General features: G+C 67.4%; 13 protein-coding genes. 6 read left to right on the top strand and 7 right to left on the bottom strand.

Features of this window, described 5'->3' with window-relative positions; genetic code table 11:
- Positions 1–133: 133 nt before the first annotated feature.
- Positions 134–1,237, bottom strand: coding sequence for a Xaa-Pro peptidase family protein (locus M4J39_RS20440; RefSeq protein WP_251730344.1), 1,104 nt, complete (start codon positions 1,235–1,237; stop codon positions 134–136).
- Between the two features lie 242 nt (positions 1,238–1,479).
- Here M4J39_RS20440 and pxpB point away from each other — a divergent pair, with 242 nt between their 5' ends.
- Together pxpB and M4J39_RS20450 are read left to right on the top strand one after the other, a co-directional pair.
- On the top strand, positions 1,480–2,133 hold the full coding sequence (pxpB, locus tag M4J39_RS20445; protein WP_251730345.1) for a 5-oxoprolinase subunit PxpB: 654 nt from the start codon (positions 1,480–1,482) through the stop codon (positions 2,131–2,133).
- The gene (locus M4J39_RS20450; protein ID WP_251730346.1) at positions 2,130–3,086 is read left to right on the top strand and encodes a 5-oxoprolinase/urea amidolyase family protein; all 957 of its coding nucleotides are present in this window, start codon (positions 2,130–2,132) and stop codon (positions 3,084–3,086) included. Before pxpB ends, M4J39_RS20450 begins: the two co-directional genes overlap by 4 nt.
- On the opposite strand, the gene M4J39_RS20455 is transcribed toward M4J39_RS20450, so the two are convergent.
- The 3 genes from M4J39_RS20455 to M4J39_RS20465 are packed head-to-tail and all read right to left on the bottom strand — an operon-like array spanning position 3,071 to position 4,649.
- Entirely contained in the window at positions 3,071–3,448 is a 378-nt protein-coding gene (locus M4J39_RS20455) for a hypothetical protein (RefSeq protein WP_251730347.1), read from the bottom strand. The two genes, M4J39_RS20450 and M4J39_RS20455, sit on opposite strands and share 16 nt — an antisense overlap.
- A complete protein-coding gene (locus M4J39_RS20460) occupies positions 3,445–3,876 on the bottom strand; it encodes a biotin/lipoyl-containing protein (RefSeq protein ID WP_251730348.1) in 432 nt (143 codons plus the stop codon). The genes M4J39_RS20455 and M4J39_RS20460 overlap by 4 nt, the downstream gene beginning before the upstream one ends.
- Entirely contained in the window at positions 3,873–4,649 is a 777-nt protein-coding gene (locus M4J39_RS20465) for a LamB/YcsF family protein (RefSeq protein WP_251730349.1), read from the bottom strand. The genes M4J39_RS20460 and M4J39_RS20465 overlap by 4 nt, the downstream gene beginning before the upstream one ends.
- A gap of 155 nt (positions 4,650–4,804) precedes the next feature.
- Here M4J39_RS20465 and M4J39_RS20470 point away from each other — a divergent pair, with 155 nt between their 5' ends.
- From M4J39_RS20470 to M4J39_RS20480, 3 genes are all read left to right on the top strand, one after another.
- Entirely contained in the window at positions 4,805–6,262 is a 1,458-nt protein-coding gene (locus M4J39_RS20470; RefSeq protein WP_251730350.1) for an MDR family MFS transporter, read from the top strand.
- Between the two features lie 40 nt (positions 6,263–6,302).
- Positions 6,303–6,611, top strand: coding sequence for a Dabb family protein (locus tag M4J39_RS20475; RefSeq protein ID WP_251730351.1), 309 nt, complete (start codon positions 6,303–6,305; stop codon positions 6,609–6,611).
- Between the two features lie 149 nt (positions 6,612–6,760).
- The gene (locus M4J39_RS20480; protein ID WP_251730352.1) at positions 6,761–7,537 is read left to right on the top strand and encodes a trehalose-phosphatase; all 777 of its coding nucleotides are present in this window, start codon (positions 6,761–6,763) and stop codon (positions 7,535–7,537) included.
- Positions 7,538–7,545: 8 nt separating this feature from the next.
- Here M4J39_RS20480 and M4J39_RS20485 read toward each other — a convergent pair whose 3' ends face one another.
- The 3 genes from M4J39_RS20485 to M4J39_RS20495 all read right to left on the bottom strand — a co-directional run bounded on the left by M4J39_RS20485 (position 7,546) and on the right by M4J39_RS20495 (position 10,880).
- Positions 7,546–8,373 (bottom strand): hypothetical protein, encoded by an 828-nt coding sequence (locus M4J39_RS20485; RefSeq protein ID WP_251730353.1) that lies wholly within the window; start codon positions 8,371–8,373, stop codon positions 7,546–7,548.
- Between the two features lie 93 nt (positions 8,374–8,466).
- The gene (locus M4J39_RS20490; RefSeq protein ID WP_251730354.1) at positions 8,467–9,840 is read right to left on the bottom strand and encodes a phage tail sheath C-terminal domain-containing protein; all 1,374 of its coding nucleotides are present in this window, start codon (positions 9,838–9,840) and stop codon (positions 8,467–8,469) included.
- 113 nt (positions 9,841–9,953) lie between these two features.
- Positions 9,954–10,880: a LysR substrate-binding domain-containing protein gene (locus tag M4J39_RS20495; protein WP_251730355.1), complete on the bottom strand. Its 927-nt coding sequence runs from the start codon at positions 10,878–10,880 to the stop codon at positions 9,954–9,956.
- Between the two features lie 464 nt (positions 10,881–11,344).
- Between M4J39_RS20495 and M4J39_RS20500 the strand changes: the two genes are divergently transcribed.
- Positions 11,345–11,602, top strand: coding sequence for a YjhX family toxin (locus tag M4J39_RS20500; protein WP_251730356.1), 258 nt, complete (start codon positions 11,345–11,347; stop codon positions 11,600–11,602).
- The last annotated feature ends 57 nt before the right edge of the window (positions 11,603–11,659 follow it).

Raw genomic sequence — 11,659 nt, forward strand, 5'->3', positions numbered from 1 at the left:
TGCTCTCCCACGGGCTTGGTGTCCCTAAGGGGCGTCGGTCTCCCGTCCACCACCGCAACCGAAAGGATACCAGATCGCGGTGGGGCTAAGTTACAAGGGGTGAACACCACGCTTTTCGAGAAGGCGCCGGTGGCTATCCCCTCGCCACCAGAATGTCGCGCGACAGGCCGGACAGGATTTCCGGGCCGTCCTTCCTCAGGATGACGATCTCCTCGAGGCGGCAGCCGTAGCGGCCGGGCAGATAGATGCCGGGTTCGATGGAGAACACCATGCCCTCCTCGAGCACGGTCTCCGAGGTGGCTGTGATGTAAGGCGGCTCGTGGCCGTCGATGCCCATGCCGTGGCCGGTCCGGTGGGTGAAGAACTTGCCGTAGCCGGCTTCGGTGATCACCGTGCGGGCGGCGGCGTCGACGTCGCGGGCGAGCGCGCCGGGTTTGGCCGCGGCGAGGGCCGCCTCGACGGCCCGCTCGACGATGGCGTGGATCTCGGCGAAGCCCTCCGGCGGGTGGCCGACGACGGCGACGCGGGTGATGTCGCTCGGAAAGGCCGACTTGATGCCGCCGATATCGATCACCACCGCATCGCCCTCGACGATGTGGCGATCGGAGGCGGTGTGGTGCGGGAAGGCGCCGTTGTGGCCGCTGCCGACGATCCAGAAGCTTGGCGCCGCGCCTTCCTTGAGGAAATGGCTGCGAATGATGGCGGCAAGCTCGTTTTCGGTCATGCCGGGCTTGAGGGCGGCGACGGCGGCCTCGATCGCCCGGTCGGCGATGGCCGCGTTCATCTTCAGGAGCTCGTACTCCCGAGCGCTCTTGCGCATGCGCAGGCCGCCCAACGTGTCGGCGGTGAAGGTGCGCAACACGCCGGTGGGCAGGGCGTCGAGCACGAGCAGGGCGAAGTCGGCGCGCATGGTTTCGTCGAGGGCGACACGGTCGGGGGCGTTGGCGCCGATGGCGGCCAGCGCCTGGCAGAGCGCCACATGCGGCCCCACCTCGTCGGACCAGCGGAAGAAGTCGATATCGGTTTGCTGACGCACGTCGTCGGCATTGAGGGCGGGCATCAGAAAGGCGGTGCCGCCCGGCGAGACCAGAAGCAGGCAGGGGCGCTCGTCGGATGCCGGGGTGAAGCCGAGCAGCCACTGCATGTGCGAGCCCGGGGCAACGGCGACGAGGCCGGTTTCGGTTGCGACCATCCGCTCCCGCAGGGCGGCGAGGCGGGCTTGGGTCTCAGGGGTCATTGTGCGGTCCTTAAGAGCATCCGGCCGGGAGAGTCGCAGACTTCAGCACGAGCGGAGGCTGACGAACATAAAAGGCAGGAGCGAAGCTGGCCTTCGCTCCGGGGTGTGCCGACGTCTCTCGGTCGGCTATCGGGGCGGGAGTATAGACTTTCGGCAAGCAACGACCAACCGCATTGCCGCGTGGCTCCCTTGCGTGGTGGGCATTGGCCACCGATAATAGGCTTCAACCCAAGGGGACCGGTTTGGTCGACGATTTCACCCTCTCCCAAGCCGGAACCGGCGCGCTTCTGCTCGACGTTGCCATCGGCGGCGCCTTCGACGATGCGCGGCAGGCGCGCCTGCTGGCGCTGGCGGCAAATCTCGACGGCGTGGAAGGCGTCGAGGACATCGTCCCCGGCATGAACAACCTGATGGTCGTCTTCGATCCGCTTCTGGTCGATGCCGGTGAGATCGAGCGCCGCCTTGCCCAGGGGTGGGCGGGCGCCGTGGCGGCGGATGAAGCTGGCCGAGAGCATGAGATCGCTGTCGTCTACGGCGGGGCGGACCTTCAGGAGACGGCGGCGCATCTCGGCCTTGCCGTTGCCGACGTGGTGGAGCGGCACTCGACCGCCGTCTACAAGGTGGCAGCGATCGGCGCCATGCCCGGCTTTCCCTATCTTTCCGGTCTGGATTCGACGCTCGCCATGCCGCGCCGGGCGGTGCCTCGGCAGGGCGTGCCGAAGGGCGCGGTGATCGTCGGTGGCGGTCAGGCCGGCATCATGCCGATCACCGCGCCGTCGGGCTGGCATATTCTCGGCCATACCGACTTCGTTCTGTTCGATCCGCATCGCGCCGCGCCGGCAACGCTGAGGCCGGGAGATACGGTGCGCTTCACGGTCGCGGGGGTGAAGCCGTGATCGAGATCCTGTCGTCCGGCGCGCTGAACACGGTGCAGGATCGCGGGCGACGCGGCTTGCTGTCGAGCGGCGTCTCCCGTTCCGGCGCCATGGATATCGTGGCTCTCGACGCAGCCAATGCGCTTGTCGGCAACAAACCCGATGCGGCGGCGATCGAGGTGGCCGCCTTTCCGTTCCGGCTGCGTTTCGATGTGGCGGCGACCTTGGCCGTCACCGGCGCTCTCGCCGAAACACGACTATCTGGCCGCCGCGTGCCGCCCTGGTGGGCGATCGAGGCCAAAGCGGGGGACGAACTGACGATCGATCCGCCGACACTCGGGGCCCGCGTCTATGTCGCCATCGGTGGTGGCGCCGATGTGCCGCTGTTGCTCGGGGCCAGGGCGACCGAGCTCAAGAGCGGCTATGGCGGCCACGAGGGCAGGGGACTCAAGCGTGGCGACCGGTTGTCGGTGGGGCTCCGGCGGCCGGGAAAGCTGCCTGACGGCGGAATCGGCGCACCACTGCCGCCGCGGCGGCGCGAGGCCGGCCGGCCGTTGCGCGTGCTGCCGGCCGCCGAGTGGCCTGACTTCTCCGAGGAAGCCCGCCGGCTGTTCGTGGAGACGAGCTGGCGCGTGACTGCCGAGGCCGACCGGCAGGGCTGCCGGCTCGATGGACCGGAGCTCGTGCGCGAGCAGCGGCGCGAGCTCTTGTCGCACGGCATCGTGCCGGGGACGGTGCAGGTGCCACCGGCAGGTCGGCCGATCGTCCAGCTTGCCGAAGCCAACACCTGCGGCGGTTATCCCAAGATCGCGACGGTGATCGACGCCGATCTCTGGTGGCTCGGGCAGGCGATGCCGGGCGACGACCTGCGTTTTGTCGTGGTTGAGCGGAGCGAGGCGTTGGAGGCCCTTCGCGAGGTCGCCGAGTGGCTCGACCGGCTGCGAGGGGCGGCGGCGCTCTATCGCGTCTCGTAGAGCGGCGTTCCCCAGCCGACGGCCTCGCCGTCTTCCACCAGGGCGCGGCCGAGCGTCAGGTCGGCGGCCGCGACGACCGGCAGCAGGAGGCCGTTGGCCTCGACATAGGCGATCGTCTCGCCCTGCCGGACCCGGTCGCCGTCGGCAAAGCGCGACGCCATCTCCAGCGGGTGCAGGGGCCGAAAACGGCCGGGTGAAGGCGCGGCCGCGAGAGCGGGCGACGGTTCGGTCGGAGCCGGATCGGGCCTCTCCTCGACGGCAAAGCGCAATCTCAACCGGGCCGCGCCGACGTGGATGTCGGCGCTGGCGATGCCCCTGTTATCGAGGCGGCGGACGATGGCTTCGATCTCCTCGAAGGTCATAATGCGTCGTCCGGGGCGAGGCGGATGAGTGGTACGCCGCGCATCACCAGTGCGCCGTTGTCCGCGAGAATGTGGGTGACGCGGCCGGCGCGATCGGCCTCGATGGGGTTCAGCATCTTCATCGCTTCGAGAAGGCCGATGGTCTGTCCCTCTTCGACACGGTCGCCGATCTCGACGAAGGGCGGAGCATCCGGCGAGGCGGCCCGATAGAAGGTACCGGTGAGGCCGGCGACGATGGCGTGATCGCCGGCAGGGATCGGTTCCGACTCGGTAGCGGCGGTGGGCACGGCGGGTGCCGTCGGCCGAACGCCGCCGTCGTCATCCTTGACGAGACGGATGTGGATGTCGCCCTCCTCGAACTCGATCTCCCGAAGGCCGGTGTCGTGGAGGAGCGCGACGAGGCGGTCGAGCAGCGCGTCGTCCATCATGGTTTGCCCACGAAGGGGGCGAGCGCGACCCCCTGGGCCGCGAGGCGCTCGGCGAGCAGTCGCGCCGTCATCAGCGCCGTCGGGCTGTCGCCATGGACGCAGATGGAGTCGACGGAGGTCGGCAGCGCCTTGCCGCTCACCGAGACGATCTCGCCGGACAGCACCATGCGGCAGGCCCGCTCCACCGCCTCAGTCGGGTCGTGGACGAAGGCGCCAGGGCGATCACGCGGCACCAGGCTGCCGTCGTCCCGATAGCCGCGATCGGCGAAGACCTCGGAGAAGGTGCGGAGGCCGGCGTCGCGGGCCGCTCGCTCCTGCTCGCCGTGGGCGATGGCGAGGCAGGCGAGCGAGGCGTCGACGCCCTTGATGGCCCTGACGCTGGCGGCGGCGATGTCGGCGTCGGCGACGGCGAGGTTGGCGAGCGCGCCGTGCAGCTTCACATAGGCGATCGGGTGGCCGGCCAGCGAGGACAGCGCCGCCGCCGCGCCGATCTGGTAGGCGACGAGGCGCTCGATTTCGCCGGCCGAATAAGGCAGGACGCGGCGGCCGAAGCCCCAGAGGTCGGGAAAGCCGGGATGGGCGCCCACCGCGACGCCGCCCTCCCTGGCGAGGCGGAAGGTCTCGGCCATGATTTCGGGATCGCCGGCATGCAGGCCGCAGGCAACGTTGGCCGACGTGACCACGTCGAGCAGCGCGGCGTCGTCGCCGATGCGGTAGGCGCCGAAACCCTCGCCGAGGTCGGCATTGAGATCGACGGAGCGGGGAGGTGTCATCGCTGGGTTCCGGTTCGTTCGGTTCAGTATAGAGGCTCGGCCACGGGGCGAAAGGCCGAAGGGCGTTCTTCACAGAGCGAGGACGCCGGAACGCCGCCGCTGGCATTCGCGTTGGACAGCGGATAGGGTGCGCCCGCAATCCGCCGGACCAGACCATGACGCATACGACCGACCAGCCGGTTCTCACCGAGGACGACAAGACCAAGATCGTCGTCACCGCCCTTCTGTGCATGTTCCTGGCCGCTCTCGACCAGACCATCGTCACCCCGGCGCTGCCGGTGATGGGCGCTTCGCTGGGCGGCGGCGAATGGGTGTCGTGGATCGTGTCGGCCTATTTCCTGACGGCGACGGCGGTGACGCCGCTCTATGGCAAGCTGGCCGATCTCAAGGGGCGGCGGCCGGTGCTCTACGCCGGTGTCGGCATCTTCGTGGCCGGCTCGCTGATCTCGGCCATGGCGCCGTCGATGGCGGTGCTGATCGCCGGCCGCGCGCTGCAAGGCCTCGGCGGCGGCGGACTGATGGCGCTCGTCCAGACCATCATCGGCGACGTTGCGCCGCCGCGCGAGCGCGGCAAGTACATGGTGTACATTTCCGCCGTCTGGGCGACGTCCAGCATCGCCGGACCGGTGCTCGGCGGCCTTCTGGCCGAGTATGTCCACTGGTCGGCGATCTTCTGGCTGAACCTGCCGCTCGGCATCGTGGCCGTCAGCCTGTCGATGAAGCCGCTGTCGCGCCTGCCGGACATCCGCCGCGACCACCGCCTGGATATCCTCGGCGCGCTGATGATCATGGCGGCGACGCTGTTGTTTCTGTTGCCGCTGACGCTCGGCGGGCATGCCTATCCCTGGAGCTCGCCGCTCGTTCTCGGAATGCTGGCGCTGTCGGCGGCCACTTTCGTGCTGTTCGCCTGGTACCAGTTCCAGCCCGAAGAGCCGCTTTTACCGCCGCGCATCTTCGGCGACCGGGTGATCGCTCTCACGTCGGCCACCTCCTTCCTGGCGGCGGCCGGCATGTTCGGCTTCTCGGTCTATTATCCGGTCTACCTGCAACTGATCGATGGTTTCGGCGCCTCGGCGGCCGGTTTGGCGTTGCTCGGCCCGATGCTCGGATCGGTGGCGGGCTCCAGTATCTCGGCGCGGATCCTGCGCAAGGGCGGCCACTATAAGCGGCTGCCGATGTTCGGTAGCGCCCTGTCGATGGTGTCGCTGGCGGTGGTCGGCCTCCTTGCGGGCGACGTGTCCTTCTGGGTGATCGAGGCGCTGGCGGCGCTGACCGCCTTCGGCCAAGGCACGCTGTTCCCGGTCGGCACCGTGATGGTGCAGAACGCCGCCAATCCGCGCGATCTCGGCACGGCCACCGGCGCCTACACCTTCGTGCGGTCGCTGGGCTCCGTCGTCGCCATCGCCGTGCTGGGCGCCATCGTCGGCAGCGCCGGTATCGGCGACCATATCAGCGAAGGCGCGCTGGCGCCGGCGGCCCGGGAGGGCGCGGTGGCGGCCTTCAGGGCGCTGTTCTTCGCAGCCGCGGCGGCGCAGTTGCTGTCGCTGGTGCTGCTGTCCCGCATCGAGGAGCGACCGTTGCGCGGCCGTACGCCGCCGTCTGTCGAAGAGTAAGGTCTGGCCGGCCGGGTCGGTCGGCGAGGGAGGAGTTCGAATGATCCTGCATTGCGTGTTCATGAAGATGCCGGCCGCCGCTTCGTCGGCCGACGTCCTGAAGCTCTATGGCGCCGTGGCGGCGCTGAAGTCGTTCGTGCCCGGCATGGTCGACTTCAAGGCCGGCCCGAACGCCTCGCCGGAAGGCCTCGGTCACGGCTTCCAGCACGGCTTCGTCGTCACCTTCACCGACGCAGCGGCGCGCGACGCCTATCTCGTCCATCCCGAGCACGTGAAGGTCGGCGACAAGATCGTGGCGGCGGCCGAGGGTGGACTTGAAGGCATCCTCGTCTACGATTTTGAAGTGTGAACGGCGCTTTTCGGCTTATCTGGCGGCTTTCATATCGATTCAACCGCCAAGGCATTGTCGGCGGACGGCGTTGGCTGTAGAGATTGGGAGTGTTGCGGACGATACTTTCGTCTGAGTGACTTTCCTTTCCCGCCGACCACAGCAGGCCCATGTCCTTCTCCGATCCGCTCGACCTTGCCGCCCGTCTGCCCGCGCCCGACCGCCTCGCCCTGTTCCTCGATGTCGACGGAACGCTGATCGGTCCCACCTACGCCGACCGCGAGCGCGGCATCGCCGCCGATCGCATCGCCCTGATCGACCGGCTGTATGACCTCCTCGGCGGCGCGCTCGCCATCGTCAGCGGTCGTTCGGTGGAAACGGTCGATCCGATGTTCACGCCGCTGAAGCTGCCCGTCGCGGCGCTGCAGGGCGCCGATCGCCGCTTTGCCGACGGACGCCGCTTCACGCCGGTGCAGACCCCGGAAGAGCGCAAGGCGTTGGAAGAGATCGCCGAAGTGGTGGCCGAAACCTATCCCACCATGGACATCCAGTGGAAGATCGGTGCGCTGGCCATCGTCTACAACGAGGGCGATCCGATTGCGCTCGAGGCGGCGGCACTGGCCGAGCGCCATTCCGGTGGCCACGTGGCGGTGATTCCCGGGCGCGTGTCGGTCGACGTGGTGCCGCGGGGCGCCAACAAGGGCTCCGGCATCGCTTTCCTGATGGAACACAAGCCGTTCCTCGGCCGGGTGCCGGTGCATGTCGGCGACGACACGCCCGACGAGCCCGGCTTCTTCATGGCGCGCGACCTCGGTGGCTTCGGCATCACCATCGGCCGCAAGGTGGCGGGCGTCGACAGCCGTCTGCCCGACCACGAGGCGACGTGGGACATGCTCGCCGCCTACGAGGCGCGCTGGCTGGACGACGAGCGCGCCGCCGCGCAGTAGTTGCCTTATCAGCCGATGGCGAGCCGCAGATAGGTGGTGTCGTCGAAATAGTCGCGGCCCGGCATGAACGGCCGCGACCCCATGACCCTCTCCACCATCAGCGGATCGTTCTCCCTGACATCGGCGATCTCCGCCAAGCCCTCGGCAAGCGTCGCTGCCGGCGACAGGAAGCCGTCGGAAGCGAGCACGATCTCGCGGGCATCCGCCGCCTCGAACACCTCGACGAAGCGGTCGGGCACGTAGGTGCCGGCGAGGCCGCCGTAGGCGAGGGGATCGTCGCTGTCGAGGTTGAGGAAGGCGTGCTGGGCGAGGACCAGCGGCCGGAAGGGCTGCTCCATCGTCGGCACCCTGAGTTCGGCGTCGAGACTGGTGAGACCGAGCCGGAGGCGCGCCCGGATGACGGCGCAGCGGAACTCGTAGCCGATGCGGTCGATCTCCTTGCCGCCGTGATAGTCCCGACCGTCGATGCGAACATGGCAGTCGCCCACCCGCCAGATCTCGCCGCGCGACCGCGACCAGACGGCGGCCACCGCCGAGGGGCGCATGATCGTCTCATCCGGCCAGTCGCCGATTGCCAGGGCGATGGCAGCCGTGGCGCGATCGACGAAATCGCGGGCCGTGGCGTCCGGCGCCAGCGCCCTGACCGCTTGCTCCACCGCCTCGGCGGCGACGATGCCGCCCGGCCGCCCGTCGATCGGGCCGGAAGATGTGGCGCCGTCGATCACGGCGGCGAAGTCTTCGGTGACGACCAGGCGATCTTCCTTCTTCGCCTCCGATTCCTTGCCGGTGGCGCACAGGCTTTCGACCACCTGGAAGGGACGCGCGGCGACTGTCATCGGCCTCTCCTTGTTCCGGTCGGCGGCAGGCTGCCGCCACATATCGGCGTTTCGAACCGCCCGGTGGCGCTCGTGATGCCTACCCACCTGAGATCATCTCATACGCTGCTCGAACGTCATCTCAATGAAATCCGCCGGAGAGGTTGGGGCAATCAGTACAGAGACGCGCAAGGCTTTCCCGACGACATCATCGGACGTCATCGTTTCGTCGAGGCCGCATCGAACGTCAAACGCCTCCGAGGGCTTTGCGCCGGCCAAGCCGCCAAGTGTCCAGATCTCAGTCAGAAAGGTGCGCAGCGCATCTTTGACCGCAATCCAGGTTTCAGGAGTATTCGGATCGAACGCGTAAGCCTTGAGCGCCTGCCTGACCGTTTGTTCCAGCATCATTCGCGTGCGGCGCATGTTGATGTAGCGATTGTGCTGGCTGTTGCCGTCCAGCGTCCGCGCGCCCCACACCAACGTACCTTCATTGACAAAGGCACGGATCGTGTTGACAGCCTTCCCCGATACGGGAGTGTTGAGGTCCTCTTGCTCGTCAACGGAGACTGGAGTCGTTGGTAACGAGACTCCGGCCAGGGCAACATTGGCAGGCGTCCCCCAAACGCCCCGCTGGGCATCGATCGTGGCGTAGATGCCGGCCAGCGCCGCGCTCGGCGGCATGCAGTTCAGCTTTTCCAGCATCGCCCTGGCGATGGTTGAGGCTTCCTTTGGGCTTCGTTGCAGGAATCTCCCAGAAATGACGTTCTTTTCGCCGAGGTCGGTGGCCTCGAACAGTGTGGTGTTCACCCAAGGATAATAGGCCGCACCGTAGTCGAGAAACTGGGTGCCTATCCCCTGGCGGAAGCGTTCGACCGGGTCCCCATCAGGGGCACTGCGCGGCTTGTCGCCGCCCCAGACGTCAAGAATGGCGAAGCGGTTCTTCACAGCCCCGCAATGTGCCAGCATCCTCTGCTGCAAGTCGAAGCAGGCGAGTGGTTCGAGCGATACCGCCTCAGGAACCACCAGCATCGCGGGTTCCTCTTCCTGGCACAGGGCGTCGAAGCCGCGTTGGAAAAGGGACGAGTCGAAGTCGTGCTCGTAGTCGCCCACAGGCACGATGTAGCAGAGGCCGCCACCGTTCCGATAGAAGAGGCGGATGGCGTTGTAGAGGAGATAGCGGCCGCCAGCTGCTCCAACCGGTTGTTCGAGCACGTGATCGACAAGTTTGCCGTTTGCGTCTGACAACTGAAAATCGGTCGTCGCTGTAGGGTCTGTCTTCTCGACAATGGCGAAGCGCGGGATAGCGCCCTTGCCGAAAGCCCTCTCGTATTCCGCCTGCGAAGTGATGCGCTTGGGCTTGAAAGCCCCGTCGCCAAACTTCTCCGTATGGCCGACGAACGCCGGCACGGCCGTCGGCGCCTGCAGCACCGCGCTTGGGGCGACGCTCGGTTCGGCGATATGAATGCCCGGCTTCTTTGCTTCGGACATGCTTCGGCTCCCGTGCGCCGACCGCGAACGGCAATCCGCGCCGCGCGCATCCAAGAAAGCAGGAAAGGGGACGGCAAGCTAGAAAGCGGCGAACAGATCGTCGGTTTCCAAGGTTACTCGACGTGACCGGTGATTTTGGGCAGATACTCGCCGCCGTGCTCGACCCAGAAGCGGTACATCGCTTCGGCCGACGGCAGCAGGCGCTTGTCGGTGCGGCGGACGACGTTCCAGGTCTTCATGAGCGGCAGGCCGACCACGTCCATGATGACGAGACGACCGGCTTCGACCTCGGCGGCGATGGTGTGCGAGGAGATGAAGGAGATGCCGAGGCCGGCCATCACCGCCTGCTTGATGGTCTCGTTGGAGCCCATCTCGAACTCGCGGACGTCGCGCCCGCCGTCGTGCTGGCTGATCATCTGGCCGAAGGAGTTGCGGGTGCCGGAGTTGACCTCGCGCACCAGGAAGGTTTCGCCCATCAAGGCTTCGATGGGAATGTTGCGCTCGTGGGCCAGCGGGTGGTCGGGCGCGCAGATCATCACCTGCGGGTGCTTGCCGATGGGCTTGGCCTCGACCTCGAACTCGACCGGCGGCCGGCCCATCACCGCCAGGTCGACCTCGTAGTTCCGGAGGCGCTGGATGGTCTCGTCGCGGTTGCCGACGATGAAGTCGATATCGACCTTGGGGCGCTCCTTGCGGAAGGCGGCGAGCACGGTCGGCGCGAAATAGCGGGCGGTGGAAACGACGCCGACGGCGACACGACCCGACCCCGCTTCGCGCATCTCGGCGAGGGCGCCGGAGCACTCGTTGAGCAGCGCCTCGATGCGGTCGAGCGTGGTGGCGATTTCCTTGCCGGCCGAGGTGGCGATGAAGCGGTCGCCGACGCGCTCCAGAAGCGGCAGGCCGACGAGGTCCTCCAGCGCTTTCACCTGGGCGGTGATGGCCGGCGGCGTGACGTTCATGGCGGAGGAGGCGGCGGTGACGGTGCCGGTCTTGATGACCGCCGACAGGAATCGCAGCTGCTTCAAAGTCGTGTGGCGCATGCTCGGATTCCCGTCTCTCCATGTCCCGCTGCCGGTGTGCCCGGCGAGGGTGCCCGCTCCGGAATCACAATGGTCTTCCGAAGCTTACCGCAAGCTATCCTCAGGCGCCATTTGCCCGGCGCCGTTTCGACCATTGTCGCGGGGAAAAGATGAAAGCTCCATCGCGCCCCCGGAGGTCGGCCCCTTGCCTGCTCGCCAAAAGCGACGGGATCGTGGCCAGGGAGCCACATTCGACAGGTCACGATCCAGGCGGAGGCTGCCCGCCGTTGACCGCTGGGGGCGCGATGGGCAAGGATCGGCCCGTCACAACAGGAGCGTGGATGTCACGTCTGTCTGAATCCCGGTGAAGGCCCGCCCGGCGTGGTGCCGGCAACGCGGGCCGATTCCCATTGTCGCCCCGGAGGCTTCCAGCTTCCGGAACGCTTTGGTGCGCCCAGATGGCGCCACTTCCGGACTTCAGACCCATGGATATTTCACGCGCCGAGCAGCGCATCCTGCACCTGCTCGCTCAAGGCGGACGCATCGAGATCGTCCGCGACGATCGCGGCGACATCGAAGAGCTCTCCTGCTTCAGCCGCGACGGCTGGCTCTACACCGACTTCAACCTCGTCATGTTTCGCAAGTTGAAGAACAAGCGGGCGATCGCGTCCAAGAACAGCAAGCCCTACCGCATCACCCAGCGCGGGCTGGAGCTTGTACGCGCCCAGCCTGACAATCGATAAGGAAAGTGCCGGCGGCGGTCCCATTGGCCGCCGTCGGCTCTTGATCGATTACGCCGG

The sequence above is a fragment of the Pleomorphomonas sp. NRK KF1 genome, assembly GCF_023721755.1.
GTDB lineage: Bacteria > Pseudomonadota > Alphaproteobacteria > Rhizobiales > Pleomorphomonadaceae > Pleomorphomonas.

What these genes read in the sequence shown, in the direction of transcription:
- M4J39_RS20440 (WP_251730344.1), bottom strand. Translation starts at nt 1,237, where the DNA reads ATGACCCCTGAGACCCAAGCCCGCCTCGCCGCCCTGCGGGAGCGGATG.
- M4J39_RS20455 (WP_251730347.1), bottom strand. Translation starts at nt 3,448, where the DNA reads ATGACCTTCGAGGAGATCGAAGCCATCGTCCGCCGCCTCGATAACAGG.
- M4J39_RS20460 (WP_251730348.1), bottom strand. Translation starts at nt 3,876, where the DNA reads ATGATGGACGACGCGCTGCTCGACCGCCTCGTCGCGCTCCTCCACGAC.
- M4J39_RS20465 (WP_251730349.1), bottom strand. Translation starts at nt 4,649, where the DNA reads ATGACACCTCCCCGCTCCGTCGATCTCAATGCCGACCTCGGCGAGGGT.
- M4J39_RS20470 (WP_251730350.1), top strand. Translation starts at nt 4,805, where the DNA reads ATGACGCATACGACCGACCAGCCGGTTCTCACCGAGGACGACAAGACC.
- M4J39_RS20475 (WP_251730351.1), top strand. Translation starts at nt 6,303, where the DNA reads ATGATCCTGCATTGCGTGTTCATGAAGATGCCGGCCGCCGCTTCGTCG.
- M4J39_RS20480 (WP_251730352.1), top strand. Translation starts at nt 6,761, where the DNA reads ATGTCCTTCTCCGATCCGCTCGACCTTGCCGCCCGTCTGCCCGCGCCC.
- M4J39_RS20485 (WP_251730353.1), bottom strand. Translation starts at nt 8,373, where the DNA reads ATGACAGTCGCCGCGCGTCCCTTCCAGGTGGTCGAAAGCCTGTGCGCC.
- M4J39_RS20490 (WP_251730354.1), bottom strand. Translation starts at nt 9,840, where the DNA reads ATGTCCGAAGCAAAGAAGCCGGGCATTCATATCGCCGAACCGAGCGTC.
- M4J39_RS20495 (WP_251730355.1), bottom strand. Translation starts at nt 10,880, where the DNA reads ATGCGCCACACGACTTTGAAGCAGCTGCGATTCCTGTCGGCGGTCATC.
- M4J39_RS20500 (WP_251730356.1), top strand. Translation starts at nt 11,345, where the DNA reads ATGGATATTTCACGCGCCGAGCAGCGCATCCTGCACCTGCTCGCTCAA.